The sequence below is a fragment of the Nocardia sp. NPDC056064 genome (assembly GCF_042266925.1).
Lineage (GTDB): Bacteria > Actinomycetota > Actinomycetes > Mycobacteriales > Mycobacteriaceae > Nocardia.
Map to the genome: position 1 here is coordinate 232101 of NZ_JBHJWO010000003.1, position 16983 is coordinate 249083.

13 protein-coding genes are annotated in these 16983 nt (G+C 72.1%); 8 read left to right on the top strand and 5 right to left on the bottom strand.

The genetic code is table 11. The features are described from left to right. Nucleotides 1-16: 16 nt before the first annotated feature. Entirely contained in the window at nucleotides 17-1768 is a 1752-nt protein-coding gene (gene treZ / locus ACFC06_RS27675) for a malto-oligosyltrehalose trehalohydrolase (RefSeq protein ID WP_375937892.1), read from the top strand. Nucleotides 1769-1844: 76 nt separating this feature from the next. After that, nucleotides 1845-3095 (top strand): serine hydrolase domain-containing protein, encoded by a 1251-nt coding sequence (locus tag ACFC06_RS27680; protein ID WP_375937895.1) that lies wholly within the window; start codon nucleotides 1845-1847, stop codon nucleotides 3093-3095. Nucleotides 3096-3099: 4 nt separating this feature from the next. On the opposite strand, the gene ilvA is transcribed toward ACFC06_RS27680, so the two are convergent. Next, nucleotides 3100-4443 (bottom strand): threonine ammonia-lyase IlvA, encoded by a 1344-nt coding sequence (ilvA, locus tag ACFC06_RS27685; protein WP_375937971.1) that lies wholly within the window; start codon nucleotides 4441-4443, stop codon nucleotides 3100-3102. An 82-nt stretch (nucleotides 4444-4525) separates the two neighbouring features. Next, the gene (locus ACFC06_RS27690; protein ID WP_375937897.1) at nucleotides 4526-4960 is read right to left on the bottom strand and encodes a nitroreductase family deazaflavin-dependent oxidoreductase; all 435 of its coding nucleotides are present in this window, start codon (nucleotides 4958-4960) and stop codon (nucleotides 4526-4528) included. Nucleotides 4961-5056: 96 nt separating this feature from the next. On the opposite strand from ACFC06_RS27690, the gene ACFC06_RS27695 reads away from it, so the two are divergent. Beyond that, nucleotides 5057-5260: a hypothetical protein gene (locus tag ACFC06_RS27695; protein ID WP_375937900.1), complete on the top strand. Its 204-nt coding sequence runs from the start codon at nucleotides 5057-5059 to the stop codon at nucleotides 5258-5260. 1 nt (nucleotide 5261) lies between these two features. Here ACFC06_RS27695 and ACFC06_RS27700 read toward each other — a convergent pair whose 3' ends face one another. Further along, nucleotides 5262-8024, bottom strand: a complete 2763-nt coding sequence (locus tag ACFC06_RS27700) for an AAA family ATPase (RefSeq protein WP_375937903.1) — start codon at nucleotides 8022-8024, stop codon at nucleotides 5262-5264. Nucleotides 8025-8172: 148 nt separating this feature from the next. On the opposite strand from ACFC06_RS27700, the gene ACFC06_RS27705 reads away from it, so the two are divergent. Together ACFC06_RS27705 and ACFC06_RS27710 are read left to right on the top strand one after the other, a co-directional pair. Next, nucleotides 8173-8529, top strand: coding sequence for a nuclear transport factor 2 family protein (locus ACFC06_RS27705; protein ID WP_375937906.1), 357 nt, complete (start codon nucleotides 8173-8175; stop codon nucleotides 8527-8529). Between the two features lie 28 nt (nucleotides 8530-8557). Beyond that, nucleotides 8558-8974, top strand: coding sequence for a hypothetical protein (locus tag ACFC06_RS27710; protein ID WP_375937909.1), 417 nt, complete (start codon nucleotides 8558-8560; stop codon nucleotides 8972-8974). Nucleotides 8975-9023: 49 nt separating this feature from the next. Here the strand turns inward: ACFC06_RS27710 and treY are convergent, their stop codons facing one another. Both treY and glgX read right to left on the bottom strand, forming a co-directional pair. After that, nucleotides 9024-11444: a malto-oligosyltrehalose synthase gene (treY, locus tag ACFC06_RS27715; protein ID WP_375937912.1), complete on the bottom strand. Its 2421-nt coding sequence runs from the start codon at nucleotides 11442-11444 to the stop codon at nucleotides 9024-9026. Between the two features lie 8 nt (nucleotides 11445-11452). Beyond that, nucleotides 11453-13564 carry a glycogen debranching protein GlgX gene (gene glgX / locus ACFC06_RS27720; RefSeq protein WP_375937915.1) on the bottom strand — a complete coding sequence of 704 codons (2112 nt, stop codon included), beginning with the start codon at nucleotides 13562-13564 and terminating at the stop codon, nucleotides 11453-11455. A gap of 141 nt (nucleotides 13565-13705) precedes the next feature. Here glgX and ACFC06_RS27725 point away from each other — a divergent pair, with 141 nt between their 5' ends. Genes ACFC06_RS27725 through bioD form a run of 3 tightly spaced genes read left to right on the top strand, consistent with a single transcriptional unit; the run spans nucleotide 13706 to nucleotide 16847 of the window. Continuing rightward, nucleotides 13706-14983: an adenosylmethionine--8-amino-7-oxononanoate transaminase gene (locus tag ACFC06_RS27725; protein ID WP_375937918.1), complete on the top strand. Its 1278-nt coding sequence runs from the start codon at nucleotides 13706-13708 to the stop codon at nucleotides 14981-14983. Between the two features lie 44 nt (nucleotides 14984-15027). Continuing rightward, nucleotides 15028-16182: an 8-amino-7-oxononanoate synthase gene (locus tag ACFC06_RS27730; RefSeq protein WP_375937921.1), complete on the top strand. Its 1155-nt coding sequence runs from the start codon at nucleotides 15028-15030 to the stop codon at nucleotides 16180-16182. Further along, nucleotides 16179-16847 (top strand): dethiobiotin synthase, encoded by a 669-nt coding sequence (gene bioD / locus ACFC06_RS27735; protein ID WP_375937924.1) that lies wholly within the window; start codon nucleotides 16179-16181, stop codon nucleotides 16845-16847. The genes ACFC06_RS27730 and bioD overlap by 4 nt, the downstream gene beginning before the upstream one ends. Nucleotides 16848-16983: the final 136 nt, after the last annotated feature.

The window sequence follows — 16983 nt, forward strand, 5'->3', positions numbered from 1 at the left end:
GTGCGATGCTGGGCCGATGAGGCTGTTTCGGGTGTGGGCGCCGGAGGCGGGGTCGGTGCGGCTGCACCTGGACGGGGACGCGCACCCCATGCGGCGCAACGGCGGCGGCTGGTGGTCGACCAGGGCACAGGCGGCGCAGGGCGCCCGCTACGGGTTCCTGATCGACGACGATCCCACCGTGCTGCCCGACCCGCGCTCACCCCGGCAGCCCGACGGGGTGCACGCCCGCTCGGCGGTCCACGACCTGGACCCCGCCGCCTGGACCGACCACGGCTGGACCGGCAGGCAGCTGGCGGGCGCGGTGTTCTACGAACTGCACCTGGGCACCTTCACCCCCGAGGGCACCTTCGACGCGGCGATCGGCAAGCTCGACCACCTGGTCGGGCTCGGCGTCACCACGGTCGAACTGATGCCGGTCAACGCCTTCGACGGCACCCACAACTGGGGCTACGACGGTGTGCTCTGGTACGCGGTGCAGGAGAGCTACGGCGGCCCCGACGGCCTGCAACGCTTCGTCGACGCCTGCCACGCCCGCGGCCTGGCGGTCTGCCTGGACGTGGTCTACAACCATCTCGGCCCCTCCGGCAACTACCTCCCGCGCTTCGGTCCCTACCTCGCCGGCGGCCGCAACACCTGGGGCCAGAGCCTGAACCTGGACGGTCCCGGTTCCGACGCGGTGCGCCGCCACATCATCGACAACGCCCTGCGCTGGCTGCGCGAGTTCCACCTCGACGCACTGCGGCTGGACGCCGTGCACGCCCTCGTCGACCACACCGCCACCCACCTGCTCGAAGAGCTCACCGTCGAAACCACCGCGCTCTCGGCACAAGTGGGCCGCCCGCTCACCCTGATCGCCGAGAGCGACCTCAACGACCCCCGCCTGATCACTCCGCGCGCCGCGGGCGGCTACGGCCTGACCGGGCAGTGGAACGACGACCTGCACCACGCCGTGCACACCGCGGTCTCCGGCGAACGCCAGGGCTACTACGCCGATTTCGGCTCCCTGGCCTGCCTGGCCCAGACCCTCACGCACGGGTTCTTCCACGCCGCCACCTATTCCAGCTTCCGCGGCCGCACCCACGGGCTGCCGATCCCGCGCGAGCTGATCCCCGCCAGCGCCCTGCTCGGCTACACCTGCAACCACGACCAGATCGGCAACCGTGCCCTCGGCGACCGCCCCAGCGCCTACCTCACCCCCGGGCAACTCGCGGTGAAGGCGGCGCTGGTGCTGCTCTCGGCGAGCACCCCGATGCTGTTCATGGGCGAGGAATGGGGCGCGCGCACCCCGTTCCAGTTCTTCACCTCGCACACCGATCCGGTGATCGGCGCCGCCACCGCCGCGGGCCGCCGCGCGGAGTTCGCCGCACACGGCTGGGCCACCGACGATGTCCCCGACCCGCAGGACCCGGACACCTTCACCCGCTCCCGGCTGGACTGGACCGAACCCGGCCGCGAACCACACGCCCGGCTGCTCGCCTGCTACCGCGCCCTGCTCGCCCTGCGCAAGGCCCGCCCGGAGTTCGGTGATCCCTGGCTGGACCGCGTCTGGGCCGACTACGACGAGGCGCGGCGCTGGTTCGTGCTGCGGCGCGGACGAATCTCGGTGGTGTGCAACCTCGCCGAGGACGACGCGGTGATCCCGGTACACGGCCGCGTCCTGCTGGCCTGGTCCCCGGCGACCGAAAGCGGCGCGGGCACACTGGTTTCCGGCCACAGCTTCGCGGTGCTGGAGGAAGGTGACGGCGCGGGCACCGTGGTCACCGACTGATGACGGCCGGGCACGGCTCGGCCACGGTCGGTGTCCGCCCATTGCCCGGCCGAGAGTCCGACCGTACGGTTGAGCGATGAGCAACGACGCTTACGGGCAGGACAGTGCTGCCCTCCCGGCCGGTGTCGGCGGTTACGCCCCGGCCGGATTCGGTCCGCTGGTGCGCGCCTTCGCCACCCTGGTCGGCCACCGCCGCGGCGCGGGCGGTTCCCTCGCGATCCACCGGCACGGCGAACCGTTGGCCCACCTGTGGGCGGGCAGCACGGGGGACCGGCCCTGGAGCGCGGAGACCGGCACCATCGTCTTCTCCGCGACCAAGGGCGTCACCGCCACCGTCATCCACCGCCTCGCCGATCGCGGCCTGATCGACTACCGCGCCCCGATCGCCGAGTACTGGCCGCGCTTCGCCGCCAACGGCAAGGGCGCGATCACCGTCGCCGATGTGCTCACCCACCGGGCCGGGCTGTCCTCGCTGCCCGCCGTCGCCGACACCGCCGCCGAATCCCTCGATCACGAACTGATGGAGGACCGCCTGGCCCTGGCCGCGCCCGACCGGCTGCGCGGGGTGCCCGCCTATCACGCGCTCACCTACGGCTGGCTGCTCGCGGGCCTGGCCAGGGCGGTCACCGGCCGCGGCATGGGCGAACTCATCCGCACCGAGGTGGCCGAACCGCTCGGCATCGACGGCATCCATCTCGGCCGCCCGGCGGCGGGCTCGTCGACCGACTACGCCCCGCTCGCGGGCGCGCACCTGAGCGCGGTCGGGCACCCGGTGGCGGCGAATGTGCTCGGCCGGGTGGGCAGGCACGTCCCGGGTGCGCTGGGCGCGGCGGCGCGCTGCCTGTTCGTGCCCGGCCTGCACGGCATCCTCGACGGCGAGGACCCGCCGATCCTGGACACCGAGATGCCCGCGGGCAACGGCGTGTGCACGGCGACCGGTCTGGCCCGGATGTACGCGGCACTGGCCGACGGCGTCACCGTCGACGGGCGGCCGTACCTGAGCGCGCACACCCACCGCGCCATCCGCCGCGTGCAGACCTACCGGCTCGACCACGCGCTGTTCTACCTGCCGATGATGTGGCACCTGGGCTACCACTCGTTCCCGCTGGTCGGCGCCCGGCACGGCTTCGGGCACATCGGGCTCGGCGGGTCCTTCGGCTGGGTCGACCCGGCCTCGGGACTGTCGGTGGCCTACGTGCACAACCGCCTCGACCAGACCACGCTGGCCTACGACCAGCCCGCCATGGCCTGGGTCCTGCCGCTGGTCCTGTCGGGGGTGCGCGCCACCCGCGACCGCGCGGCCGGTATCGACCGCGTGGCCGCGTAAGCCCTCAGGTCAGGTAGCGGTAGGCGGGGGAACCCGGTTCCAGGCGCTCGGCCTGGATCGGGGACTCCTCGATGCGGTGCAGCAGCGAGGCCAGGTCGTCGGTGGCGCCGAGTTCGATACCGACCAGCGCGGCCCCGGTCTCCCGGTTGTTGCGCTTGACGTACTCGAACATGGTGATGTCGTCGTCGGGGCCGAGGACGTCGTCGAGGAACCGGCGCAGCGCGCCCGGCTCCTGCGGGAAGTCCACCAGGAAATAGTGCTTGAGGCCGCGGTGCACCAGCGAGCGCTCGATGATCTCGCCGTAGCGCGACACATCGTTGTTGCCGCCGGAGACCAGCACCACCACGGTCGAGCCCGGTTCGACGGACACCTCGGCCAGCGCCGCGGTGGCCAGCGCGCCCGCGGGCTCGGCGATGATGCCCTCGTTCTGGTAGAGATCGAGCATCGCGGTGCAGATCGCGCCCTCGTCGACCTGCATCATCCGGAACGACGCGGTGCCGGTGGGGATGCCGGTCGTGGTGAGCAGCGGCAGCGAGGCGTGCGAGACCACGGCCCCGCCGAAGGAGGCCGCGGCCCGATAGGGCAGGTCGCCGATGCGGCGCACGGCGGCACCGTCGACGAACGGGTCGATCTCGGGCAGGGTGACCGGCGCGCCGGCCACCAGCGCGGCGGTCATCGAGGCGGCGCCCGCGGGCTCCACCCCGAGCAGACCGGCCTGCGGCGCGCGTTCGCGCAGATAGGTGCCGATACCGGCCAGGCAGCCACCGCCACCGACCGGGACGATCACCAGATCCGGCGCGGTCCCGAGCTGCTCGAGGAACTCCGCGGCGATGGTGCCCTGCCCGGCGGCGGTGCGCGGGTCGTCGAACGGGGGCACCCGGGTCGCGCCGGTCCGGGCGACGTCCTCGGCGGCGGCCGCGGCGGCCGCGTCGTAGGTCTCGCCGATGGCGATGAGCTGCACGAACTCGCCGCCGTGCACGCGGATGCGGTCACGCTTCTGCTTGGGGGTGGTGGTCGGCACGTAGATGCGCCCGCGCACACCCATGGCCTTGCACGCGAACGCCACGCCCTGCGCGTGGTTGCCCGCGCTGGCCGCGACCACACCCGCCGCGCGTTCGGCGGCGGTGAGCTGGACCATCAGGTTGTAGGCGCCGCGCAGCTTGTAGGAGCGCACGGCGGTGAGGTCTTCGCGCTTGAGGTAGACCTGGGCACCGGTCTGGGCCGACAACCGCGCGCTGTACTGCAGCGGTGTCGGCTCGATGATGTCGGAAATTCGCTTGGCGGCGGCGTCGATCTCGTCCGCGGTCAGCGGCGGACGGGATACGGATACTTCGGCGACGTCAGCGATAGGGGACACCCCGGCAATGCTACCGAGGGCCGTGTGGGGCCCGGCCACCCGCCGCCGGGACAGGTGGCCGGGCGCCCGGCGGCTAGCTGGGAGTGAGGACGAAGACCGGGATCTCGCGATCGGTCTTCTTCTGGTACTCGGCGTAGTCGGGCCAGACCGCGACGGCCCGCTCCCACCACTGCGCCTTCTCCGCGCCGGTGACCTCGCGCGCGGTGTAGTCCTTGTTGACCGTCCCGTCGCGCAGCTCCACCTGCGGATGGGCCTTGATGTTGTAGTACCAGACGGGGTTCTTGGGCGCGCCGCCCAATGAGGCCACCACGGCGTATTCGCCGTCGTGCTCGACCCGCATCAGCGGCGTCTTGCGCAGCTTGCCGGTCTTGGCGCCCTTGGTGGTGAGCAGGATGACGGGCTTGCCCTGCAACGAGGTGCCGTCGGCTCCGCCGGAGTTCTCGTAGGTCTCGGCCTGTTCGCGGGCCCAGTCCGAAGTGCTCGGTGCGTACTCTCCTGTCAGTGGCATGACCTGCACAACGATCGGCCGCGGTGTGATGTTCCCGACAGTGCGTCCCGGCAAAGTTCGGTGGACCGAACTCTTCTGTGCGCCTATCCTGTGTGCATGGCAGTGGTCACCCCTTCGACAGCACCCGCGACGGTCGACATCGCGGGCAGTGCCTGGCCGCTCTACAAGCTCGAGGCGCTGGTCGCCGGATTCGTGGTCGGCGCCGTGCTGCTGCTGGTCCTCGGGTCGCCGCAGGCCGCCGTGCTGGTCGCGGCCGCCGTCGCCGCGCTGCGCTGGACCGTCGGCGCCGTGCGCGCCTGATTCACTCCGTCAGCGCGAGCTCTTTCAGCTCGCCGCGCGAGAGCACGCCCAGCTTCGGATACGCCTTGTACAGGTGATGCCCGACCGTGCGGTGGCTCAGGAACAGACGCGCCGCGATCTCCCGATTCGACAACCCCTGTGCCGCCAGCCGCACGATCTGTGACTCCTGTGGCGTGAGCACACTCAGCGGCCCCGCGCTCGCCGGCGCCCCGGTGCCGACGCCCAGCGCCCCGAGTTCGGTGCGGGCCCGCTCGCGCCACGGCCCGGCCCCGAGCCGGTCGAACCCGGCCATGGCCTGTTCCAGCTGGGCGCGCGCGTCGACCTTGCGTTTCTCCCGGCGCAGCCATTCGCCGTAGAGCAGCCGCGTGCGGGCCTCGTCGAACGGGCGATTCGCGGTCAGCGCGGCCACGAAGTGCGTTTCGGCGTCGGGTCCGTCGGCCAGCAGTGCCCGGCCGCGCGCCACCAACGCGGTGATCCACTCCTGATCGGCCCGCTCTGCCCAGGCGGCGAGGTCGTCCAAGGCGGCAGTCGCGTCCTCGGTCGCGCCGAGCCGGGCGGCCACTTCGATCCGGTCGGGGAGCGCGCGCAACCCGCTGACGTGGTGCCGGGCCGGTTCGACCGACATGTGCGCCAGCTCCGCGCGCGCCGCCTCGAGCCTGCCCTGCCCGAGCGCGAGCAGTCCCAGCGCCGCGTGCGCCCAAGACGCGCCGACCGCGCGCGCACCGCCGAACTCCTCGGCCGTCGCCCGCTCGGCCCGCGCGCGCGTCGCGTCCTCGTCGCCGCGCTGGGCCGCCAGATACGCCAGGAACGCGCTGAGCTGCCCCACCCAGTGCGCCTGTCCGAGGTCCTCGGCGATGCGCAGTCCTTCCTCGGCGCCGACCCGGGCAGCCCCTGGCCTGCCCGCGAACAGCTGCGCCTCCGACCGGAAGAACAGCAGCGGCGCGAGCACCCCGATCCGGCCCTGCTCGCGGCATTCGCCGATCAGTTCCTCGGCCAGCTCACCCACCTGCTCGTCCTGCCCGACGACCAATCCGCTGCCGCACAGCTGCACCAGATCAGCCGGACTGTCCGCGCCGTTGGCCCTGGCCAGCGCGGCGGCTGTGCGCAGGTCGACCGTGCGGTGCCCGGCGACCGCCGTGGTCAGATACCGCACGATCGGCGTCACCGGATCGCGGTCGACCAGCGGCAGTGTCGCCAGCACCTCGGCCACCTCGGCGATCTCCGCCGGACCCAGATACCACGCGGCATGCACCGCCCGGGTGAGAATGCGCGCCGCCGTACCCGGATCGCCGGTGTGCCCTGCCCTGTCCGGATTACCGCTGTGCGCAATCCCCTCCGGATCGCCCGTGCGCGCAGCCCCGCCTGGATCACCTGTTCGCGCCGTTAGCGCGGCCGCCAACAATCGCCGATGCGCGGCGGCTGGGACACCCGAGGCGAAATCGGCCTGCGCGTGGACCAGGGCCAGGCGCAGCTCGACCGAGTGGTCGGTACCCGGTGCCGCGGCCCGCTCGGCCAGCGCCACCGCCTTGTCGGTGAGTCCCGCCTCGGTCGCCATCTCGGCTGCGAGGACCAGCCTGCGACACCGGTCGCCCTCGGTGACGCCGAGCGCGGCGGCGCGCTCGTAGGCGGCGACCGCGCCGTGGAAACCGTTGCGGCGCCGGGCACGCTCGGCGGTGTGCTCGAGCAGGGTCGCGGTCGTCTCGTCCGGGCCGGTGGCGGCGCAGGCCCGGTGCCAGGCGTGCAGGTCGGCGGTGTCCTCGGTGTCGAACGCGGCCGCCAGGGCGCGGTGCGCGGCCAGGCGCTGGGTGAGCGCCGCGCCCTGGTAGACCGCCGCGCGCAGCAGCGGATGCCGCCAGGTGAGCGCCGCGCCGTCAGTGCGCACCAGCTCCGCGTCCTGGGCGGGCTGGAGATCGTCGAGCCCCGCGCCGAGGGAGTCCGCGGCGCGCAACACCGGCGCCAGCTGCGGCGACCCGGCCGCCGCGGCCACCAGCAGCACCGTGCGGGTGGCGGCGGGCAAGCGGAGGACCCGCCCGTGGAAGGCCAGCTGCAGCCGCTGGGTGAGCGCAGGCGGCTGCGTCCCGATCGGCCCCGTGGCACCGATGGTCGACGGAAGTTCCAGCAGCGCCAGCGGATTGCCGCCCGACTCGGTGAGCAGCCGATACCGCTCGGCGGGGGAGAGCCGGACCGGGCCCGTGTCCAGCAGCGCGGCCGCCGCCTCCGGTCGCAGTCCCGGTACCACGAGCTCCGGCAGACCGGGCGCGGGGAAATCTTCGGGGCCGGGCCGGGTGGCGAACAGGATGACCACACCCTCGGCGTCGAGCCTGCGCGCGGCGAACAACAGCGCCTCCGCGCTGGCCCGGTCCAGCCAGTGCGCGTCGTCGATCAGGCACAGCAGCGGACCGTCGGCGGCTTCCTCTGCCAGCAGCGTCAGCACCGCGAGCCCGATCAGCATGCGGTCCGCCGGAGTCCCGTCACCGAGCCCGAAGGCGGCCTCGAGCGCCTCCCGCTGCCGCGGCGGCAATCCCGGCACCAGTGCCATCCCCGGCCGGACCAGCAGATGCAGTGCCGCGAACGGCAATTCGGCCTCGGACTCGATCCCCGCGCTGCGCACCGTCGGAACCCCTTGCGCTGCCGCGTAATCCAGCAGCGCCGACTTGCCGATTCCCGCCTCGCCGCGCAAGACCAGCGCCCCGCTGCGCCCGGCCCGTGCCGCCGCGAGCAGCTCGTCGATCCTGGCCTGTTCGGCGTCGCGTCCGTGCAGCATGCGCACCACGCTAGCGCCGTACCGGTAGCCCGGCCGCGAAAGTACCTATAGGCGACTGATTCGACGACCCCCACCGGCGCCATAACGTAGGTGTCATCGCAGGAACAACCCGCGAAACACCAGCTCAAAGCCTATTTCGGAGGTCGAGATGAACACCGTCGTCGCGCAGTACCTGGAGACCTGGAACACCCGCGAGCCCGGTGCCCGCCGCGCCGCGGTGACCCGCCTGTTCACCGAAGAGGCCCGCTACGTCGACCCGCTGGTGGCCGTCACCGGCCACGCCGAGCTCGAGGCCGCCATCGCCGGCGTGCAGACCCAGTTCCCCGACTGGACCTTCCGCCTGGCGGGCCCGGTCGACGCCCACCACGACCAGGTCCGCTTCACCTGGGGCCTCGGCCCCGCCGACGGCGAGCCCGTGGTGATCGGCTTCGACGTCGCCGTCCTCGCCGGCGGACGCATCGACAGCGTCTACGGCTTCCTCGACCAGGTGCCCGCCACCGCCTGACATCCCCGCTCAGCCAAGGAGTTCCGCCATGACCACCGCCACCCCGTCCCGTCTGTCCGCCCTCGTCGCCGGGGAGAACCTGCTGCCGTTCTCGCTGCGCCTGGACGCCGTCGTCACCACCGCCAACGGCCTGGCCTACCTCGCCCTGGCCCAGCCGCTGGAGACCCTGCTCGGCCTGGACGCCGGCCTCGGCCGCGCGATCGGGGTGTTCCTCACGGTGTACGGCCTGGCGGTCGCCGTGATCGGTACCCGCACCCCGGTCAACCGGCCCGCGACGGCCGCGGTGGCCCTCGGCAACTCGGCCTGGGTCGTGGCGAGCCTGGCGGCCCTGCTCAGCGGCGCGCTGAGCCCGACCACGGTCGGCGCGGTGTGGACGGTCATGCAGTCGGTGACCGTCGGCGCCTTCGCGGCCCTGCAGTACCTGGGGCTGCGCCGCACCCGCTGAACCCCCGGCGAGCGCGGGGCCACCCTCCGGTGGCCCCGCGTCGTCGTGATCAGCGCACCAGCAGCGCGACCGGCAGCCGCGCGAACAGGGCGTCGGCTCTGGCGATCCCCGCGTAGGTGTTGCCGGTCAGCCGGTCGGTCCAATTGCCCTCCGGCAGCGGCAGTGTGGTGTCCAGCCAGCCGGTCGGCGCCAGCCCCACCGAATGCCGGGCCGCCGCGACGATCACCTCCGGCTCCTCCCCGGCGGGCCCGCGACCGTAGGCGACGAACCGGTGCGCGTGCTCGCCGACGGCGTACAGCGGCCGGTACATCCCGCCCACGAAGCACTCCGGCCGCTCCCGGCGCAGCCACAGCGCGTAGGCGACCACCCACATCTTCGCGGCACCGGTGGTGTCCAAGGTCGGTGTGTCGGTGAGGGATTGGAGCATCCCCGCGCGCACCGCGAAATTGACCGGCCGCCGGTTGTCCGGGTCGACCAGCGAGTCCTCCCACAGCTCGGTGCCCTGGTAGATGTCCGGAATCCCGGGGCCGCACAGCTGCAACAGCTTCTGCGCCACCGCGTCCGACCAGGCGTGCGGGGCCAGTTCATGGGCCAGATCGCCGATCCCGGTCCCCACCGGCCCGTCGATCACCGCGTCCAGCCAGCCGTGCACCGCCGACTCGAACGACGCGTCGGGCTCCTCCCAGGAGGTCTTCACCCCGGCCTCGCGCATCGACTTCTCCGCGAACAGGTGCAGCCGATCGCGCAGTCCCGGCACCGACGACGCGGGCCGCCCGTCGGCGGGCCACACCCCGAACATGTTCTGCAACAGGAACAGTGCCGTCGCCCCGTCCGGCGCGGGGGTGGTCTCCAGCCAGCCGCGCACCCGCAGCGCCCACACATCGGCCACCTGCGAGAGCACCCCGATCCGGGCCCGCACATCCTCGCCGCGCTTGGTGTCGTGGGTGGACAGCGTCGTCATGGTGGCGGGCCAGCGCTGCGCGCGTTCACTGTTGGACAGATGGAAGTCGTTGATCGAATGCCCGAACCGCGCCGGATTCCCGCCGACCTCCTGCAGCGAGACCAGCCGCGCGGCCTGATAGAACATGGTGTCCTCGACCGACTTCGCGGTGATCGCCCCGCACACCTGCGAGAACCGCGTGGCCGCCTCACCACCCACCGCCAGCGCGGTGACCAGCACCGACAGCGGCGCGGTCAGCTCGGCATTGCGCTTCTCCACCTCCGCGACCACCGCCGCGGTGATCCCCGCCAGCGGCGCGTAGTCCACCCGGTAGACCGGCATGAACGCCAGCACCTCGATGGTCGCGTTGCTCACCGAGAGCGTGTCGAAACTGCCCGCGTTGCCGTCGCGTTTGATCGCCGCGACCAGCCGCCGGATCTCCGGCGCCAGAATGGTCTCGGCCACCGCGCGTTTGATCCGGTGCTCGGTCTCGCCGAACCAGGCCCGATCGCTGCCGTGCCCCGCGACCTGCTGGGACAGCTCGGTCAGCGGTGCCTCACCGGTCGGATCGAGCAGCACCCCGCCGAGGTCGGCGAGCGCGTCGTAGCCGGTGGTGCCGTCGACCGGCAGCGTCGCGTCGAGGGGTTCCCGGTTGGCCAGGATCTTCTCCACCAGCAGCAGCCGCTGCGGCCCGATCAGCCTGCGCAGGCGGGTGAGATAGGCGCTCGGATGGGCCAGCCCGTCCGGATGGTCGACCCGCACCCCGTCGATCAGATCGTGCTCACACCAGGCTGCCAGCTCCCGGTGCGTCGCCTCGAAGACCTCCGGGTCCTCCTGCCGGATCGCGGCCAGGCTGCTCACCGCGAAGAACCGGCGATAGGTGCACACGCCCGCCTTCCAGCTCACCAGCCGGTAGTGCTGGCGATCGTGGATGCGCAGCGCGTTGTCGCCGTCGGTGCCCGGCGCGATCGGGAACCGCAGATCGTGCAGGGCCAGCATCGGTTCCGGGCCGGACCGGTCGACGGTCAGCGCGGCCGGATCGTTCTCGCTCTGCAGCACCGGCAGCGCCAGCCTGCCACCGGCGCCGTTGCCCTGACTCCAGTCGATGTCGAAGAACTTGGCGTACTTGGAGCTCTGGCCGGTGCGCAGCACATCCCACCACCACGGGTTCTGCCGCGGATCGCCCACACCCACATGATTGGGCACCAGGTCCACGATCAGACCCATGCCGCGGCTGCGGACCTCGTCCGAGAGCGCCTTGAGCCCGGTCGGCCCGCCCAGCGCCGCGGAGACCGTGGTCGGATCGGTGACGTCGTAGCCGTGCGTCGACCCGTGCGTCGCGGTCAGGATCGGCGACAGGTACAGGTGCGAGATGCCCAGCTGCTGCAGGTATTCGGCGATGGCCCGCGCGTCGGCGAAGGTCAGCGCGTCCGGGCGCAGCTGCAGCCGGTAGGTGCTGCGCACCGTGCTCGGCCGGATGGGCGCGCGGTGCAGCAGGGTGAGCGGGTCGGTCACGTAGGTCTCGGTCATCGTCTCGGCTAGGCGGTTCGGCGCAGTACCAGCAGGCAGCGGCTGGGGACAGGAAGTATCGCCGACGCGGCGAAGACGGCGTCGGCGGCACCGGTGGGGTTCGAACAATCCAGGGCGAGAGTCCATTCGACACCGAACTCCGGCCCCGGCACTACGAAATCGATCGCTTCGTCGTGCGCATTGAAGCACAGCAGGAACGAGTCGTCGGTGATGCGTTCCCCGCGCGGACCCGGCTCGGGGATGCCGTCGCCGTCGAGCAGCATGGCCAGCGACTTGGCGAAGCCGCTGTCCCAGTCCGCGGTGGTCATCTCCGTGCCCGCCGGGGTGAACCAGCCGATCTCACGCCCGCGCGCGCCGTCGCCCGGTCCGGCCGCCAGGAACCGGCGCCGCCGGAAGATCGGGTGCGCGGTGCGCAACGCGATCACCGAGCGGGTGAACGCCAGCAGCTCGGCGTCCGCGCTCGCCCAGTCCATCCACGACAGCGGCGAATCCTGGCAGTACACATTGTTGTTGCCCGATTGGGTGCGGCCGATCTCGTCACCGTGCGAGAGCATCGGCGTGCCCTGGCTCAGGATCAGCGTGGCCAGCAGATTGCGCTGCTGCCGTGCTCGCAGCGCCAGGACCGCCGCGTCGTCGCTCGGCCCCTCCACCCCGCAGTTCCACGACCGGTTGTAACTCTCCCCGTCACGATTGCCCTCCCCGTTGGCGTCGTTGTGTTTCTCGTTGTAGGACACCAGATCCCGCAGCGTGAACCCGTCGTGCGCGGTGACGAAGTTGATGCTCGCCCCTGGCCGCCGCCCGGTGGACTCGTACAGATCCGAGGACCCGGTGAGCCGATACGCGAACTCGCCCAGCGTCGCGGGCTCACCCCGCCAGTAGTCGCGCACGGTGTCGCGGTACTTGCCGTTCCACTCCGTCCACAGGGTGGGGAAGTTGCCGACCTGATAGCCGCCCTCGCCCACGTCCCACGGCTCGGCGATGAGCTTGACCTGGCTCACCACCGGGTCCTGGTGCACCAGGTCGAAGAACGCGGAAAGCCGGTCCACATCGTGCAGTTCGCGTGCCAGCGTCGCGGCCAGGTCGAAGCGGAAACCGTCGACGTGCATGTCCAGGATCCAGTAGCGCAGCGAATCCATGATCAGCTGCAAGGTGTGCGGATGCCGCACATTGAGGCTGTTGCCGGTGCCGGTGTAGTCCCGGTAGTGCTCCGGGGACGCTTCGTCGAGCCGGTAGTAGGCGGCATTGTCGATCCCGCGCAGACTCAGCGTCGGCCCGAAGTGATTGCCCTCGCCGGTGTGGTTGTAGACCACGTCGAGGATCACCTCGATGCCCTCGGCGTGCATGGCCCGCACCATCGCCTTGAACTCGGTGACCGCGGCGTCCCCCCGCGGCCGCGCCGAATACTGGTTGTGCGGCGCCAGATACCCGATGCTGTTGTAGCCCCAGTAGTTGCGCAGGCCCTGATCGGTGAGCACGTGATCGTGGAAGAACTGGTGCACCGGCATGAGCTCGATCGCGGTGACGCCCAGGCTCTTCAGATGCTCGATGATCGCCGGGTGCGCCAGCCCCGCGTAGGTGCCGCGCAGTTCCGGCGGCACGTCGGGATGCGTCATCGTCATGCCCTTGACGTGCGCCTCGTAGATCACCGTCTCGTGGTAGGGCCGGTTCGGCGGCCGGTCGGCGCCCCAGTCGAAGAACGGGTTGATCACCACCCCGGTCATCGTCTTGCCGAGCGAGTCCAGGCCGTGGGTGTAGAGCGAGGGATCGTTGACGAACTCGCCGTCGAAGGCTTTCCCGTACGGATCGAGCAGCAGTTTGCTCGGATCGCAGCGCAGCCCGAGTTCCGGCTCGTAGGGCCCGTGGATGCGGAAGCCGTAGCGCTGCCCGGGCGTGACGGTGGGCAGATAGGCGTGCCAGACGTGCCCGTCGACCTCGTCGAGCCCGATCCGCGTCTCCGTGCCGTCCTTACCGATCAGGCACAGCTCGACCCCGGTCGCCACTTCGGAGAACACCGAGAAGTTGGTCCCCGCCCCGTCGTAGGTCGCGCCGAGGGGATACGCGGTACCCGGCCACACCCCCAGTGCGGTCAGCTCACCGGATCGGTCGTGCGGGCTCGACATGCCACGACAGTAGAGGAATCCATGACCCGTCCGCGTGCGGATGTGGCGGCCGACTCCCCGTCCGCCGGGCCGGGTGGGTGATAACTTGAACGGTGTTCAAGGCCGTCGTTCCGGCGGCACCGGGCGACGACGAGGAAACCAGTGGACCTGACTCCGGAGCAGATCAGCGCCCTCGATGCCGAGCACGTCTGGCATCCCTACGGCGGCTTCCCCGCGACGACCGAACCGCTGGTGGTCGCGAGCGCGGCGGGCACCCGGCTCACCCTGGCCGACGGGCGCGAACTGGTCGACGGCATGAGCTCGTGGTGGGCCGCGGTGCACGGCTACCGGCACCCCGTGCTCGACGCGGCCCTGCTGACCCAGTCACAGCGGATGAGTCACGTGATGTTCGGCGGCCTCACCCACGAGCCCGCGACCCGGCTGGCCCAGCTGCTGGTCGAGCTCACGCCCGCGGGCCTGGACAAGGTCTTCCTCTGCGATTCCGGCTCGGTGTCGGTCGAGGTCGCCACCAAGATGTGCCTGCAGTACTGGCGCGGCGTCGGCCGCCCCGGCAAACACCGGCTGCTCACCTGGCGCGGCGGCTACCACGGCGACACCTTCACCCCGATGAGCGTCTGCGATCCCGAGGGCGGCATGCACGCGCTGTGGACCGATGTCCTCACCGAGCAGGTCTTCGTCCCCGCGCCGCCGCGCGACTTCGACCCCGCCTACGTCGCCGTCCTCGCCGAGGCCGTGCGCGAGCACCGCGACGAACTGGCCGCCGTCATCGTGGAGCCGGTCGTCCAGGGCGCGGGCGGCATGCGCTGGCACGACCCTCGCTACCTCACCGAACTGCGCCGCATCTGTGACGAGAACGAGGTGCTGCTCGTCTTCGACGAGATCGCCACCGGCTTCGGCCGCACCGGCGAACTCTTCGCCGCCGACCACGCCGGCGTCGCCCCCGACGTGATGTGCGTCGGCAAGGCCCTGACCGGCGGCTACCTCACCCTCGCGGCCGCCCTGTGCACCCCGCGCATCGCCGAGACCATCAGCGCCGCCCACGGCGGCCTCATGCACGGACCCACCTTCATGGGCAACCCCCTGGCCTGCGCGGTCGCCGTCGCCTCGCTGGAACTGCTGCTCTCGCGGGACTGGCGCGGTGAGGTCGCGCGCATCGAAACCGAGCTGACCGAGGGCCTGGCACCGCTGGCCGGGCTGGCCGGAGTCACCGACGTGCGCGTCCTCGGCGCCATCGGAGTCGTCCAACTGGCCACCCCGGTCGACATGCGCGCCGCCACCGATGCCGCCGTTGCCGCGGGCGCCTGGCTGCGCCCGTTCCGCGATCTCGTCTACACCATGCCCCCGTTCATCAGCACGACCGACGACATCGCCACCATCGCCGGCGCGGTCCGCGCGGCGGTCGAGGCGTCGCTGCGATGAGCGCCCCGACGCCCCTGAACGGCGTTCAAGTAAGCTCCTCAGCTGTGACTACGGATCCGTTGAGCTGGTTGGACGAGCGCGCGGCCGAGCGGGTCGACGCCGGGCTGCGCAGGCACCTGCGGGTGCGCGCCGCCGAGTCGCCCGCCATCGACCTGGCCTCCAACGACTACCTGGGCCTGGTGCGCCACCCCGAGGTGGTCGAGGGCGCCATCGCGGCCGTGCGCCGCTGGGGCGCCGGGGCCACCGGCTCCCGCCTGGTCACCGGCACCACCGCCGCCCACGACGAGCTCGAGGCCGACCTGGCCGAATTCGTCGGCGCCGAAACAGGATTGGTCTTCGCCTCCGGCTATGCCGCCAACCTCGGCGCGGTCACCGCGCTCGCGGGTCGCGGCACCCTCGTCGTCTCCGACGCGGGCAGCCACGCCTCCCTCGTCGACGCCTGCCGCCTCTCCCGCGCCCGGGTCGCCGTCGCCGCGCATCGCGATGTCGACGCCGTCGAACGCCTGCTCGGCGAACGCGCCGAAGAGCGCGCACTGGTCCTCACCGATTCGGTGTTCAGCGCCGACGGCGATCTGGCACCCCTGGCCGACCTGCACCGGGTCACCCGGGCCGCGGGCGCGATCCTGATCGTCGACGAGGCACACGGTCTCGGTGTGCGCGGTCGCGGTGGCCGCGGCCTCGTGCACGAGCTGGGCCTGGCCGGCGAACCCGACCTCGTCATCACCGCGACACTGTCGAAGGCGTTCGCCGCCCAGGGTGGTGTCGTCCTCGCCGACGCCCGCATCCGCGCCCACCTCATCGACGCCGCCCGCACCTTCATCTTCGACACCGGCCTGGCTCCCGCCGCGGTCGGCGCCGCCCGCGCCGCGCTGTCCCTGCTGCGCCGCGATCCCACCATGGCCACCCGCGTCCTGGACCGCGCCTGCGACATCGCCCGCATCGCCGGGGTCCCCGACCCGGACTCCGCCGTCGTCTCGGTGGTGCTCGGCGACGCCCAGCTCGCCTACGACGCCGCCCAAGCCTGCCGCGCCCGCGGCCTCGACGTCGGCTGCTTCCGTCCGCCGTCGGTCCCCGAGGGCACCTCCCGCCTGCGCCTGACCGCCCGCGCCAACCTCACCGAGGCCGAACTCGACACCATCGCCGAGGTCCTCGGCGACGTGCTCGCCGCCGCGCGTGGCCGGGAGGTGGTCCCGGCATGAGCATCCTGTTGATCACCGGCACCTCGACCGATGTCGGCAAGACCGTCGTCACCGCGGCCCTGGCCGCCGCCGCGACCGCCGCGGGCCGCACCGTCGCGGTGTGCAAACCCGCCCAGACCGGCATCGCCCCCGGCGAACCCGGTGACCTCGCCGAGGTCACCCGTCTGTCCGGCGTCCCCCGCACCGTCGAACTCGCCCGCTACCCGGAGCCACTGGCCCCCGACACCGCCGCCCGCCGCGCGAACATGCCCCTGCTGTCGCTGGACGAGACCATCGCCGCCGTCGACGCACTCACCGACGCCGACCTGGTCCTGGTCGAAGGCGCGGGCGGCCTGCTCGTCCGGATGGGGGAGTTCACCCTCCTCGACGTCGCCCAGAAACTCGGCGCCCCGGTCCTCGTGGTCGCCGCCGCCGGCCTGGGCACCCTCAACCACAGCGAACTCACCACCCGCACCCTGGCCGCCGCCGGCGTGCCCTGCGCCGGCCTGGTCATCGGCTCCTGGCCGTCGGCTCCCGACCTGGCCGCCCGCTGCAATCGCGACGACCTGCCCCGGATCACCGAGACCCCGCTGCTCGGCGCGATCCCCGAAGGCGCCGGTCGCTGGGACCGCACCCGCTTCACCGCGGCCGCCCCCGGCTGGTTCGCCCCCGGCTGGCAGCCCTGATCGATCGCCGATGATCATGGACGGCGTACGAAACAGGCGCTGACCAGGCGATTTGACTTCGTGTTCGGCGATGCGTAACTTAATTCGAGTCAGAGCGACACGGACACCGACCCGGCCACCAGGTGGCAGGGAAACG

What these genes read in the sequence shown, in the direction of transcription:
- ACFC06_RS27700 (WP_375937903.1), bottom strand. Translation starts at nt 8,024, where the DNA reads ATGCTGCACGGACGCGACGCCGAACAGGCCAGGATCGACGAGCTGCTC.
- ACFC06_RS27680 (WP_375937895.1), top strand. Translation starts at nt 1,845, where the DNA reads ATGAGCAACGACGCTTACGGGCAGGACAGTGCTGCCCTCCCGGCCGGT.
- treY (WP_375937912.1), bottom strand. Translation starts at nt 11,444, where the DNA reads ATGACCGAGACCTACGTGACCGACCCGCTCACCCTGCTGCACCGCGCG.
- glgX (WP_375937915.1), bottom strand. Translation starts at nt 13,564, where the DNA reads ATGTCGAGCCCGCACGACCGATCCGGTGAGCTGACCGCACTGGGGGTG.
- treZ (WP_375937892.1), top strand. Translation starts at nt 17, where the DNA reads ATGAGGCTGTTTCGGGTGTGGGCGCCGGAGGCGGGGTCGGTGCGGCTG.
- bioD (WP_375937924.1), top strand. Translation starts at nt 16,179, where the DNA reads ATGAGCATCCTGTTGATCACCGGCACCTCGACCGATGTCGGCAAGACC.
- ACFC06_RS27705 (WP_375937906.1), top strand. Translation starts at nt 8,173, where the DNA reads ATGAACACCGTCGTCGCGCAGTACCTGGAGACCTGGAACACCCGCGAG.
- ACFC06_RS27690 (WP_375937897.1), bottom strand. Translation starts at nt 4,960, where the DNA reads ATGCCACTGACAGGAGAGTACGCACCGAGCACTTCGGACTGGGCCCGC.
- ACFC06_RS27710 (WP_375937909.1), top strand. Translation starts at nt 8,558, where the DNA reads ATGACCACCGCCACCCCGTCCCGTCTGTCCGCCCTCGTCGCCGGGGAG.
- ACFC06_RS27695 (WP_375937900.1), top strand. Translation starts at nt 5,057, where the DNA reads ATGGCAGTGGTCACCCCTTCGACAGCACCCGCGACGGTCGACATCGCG.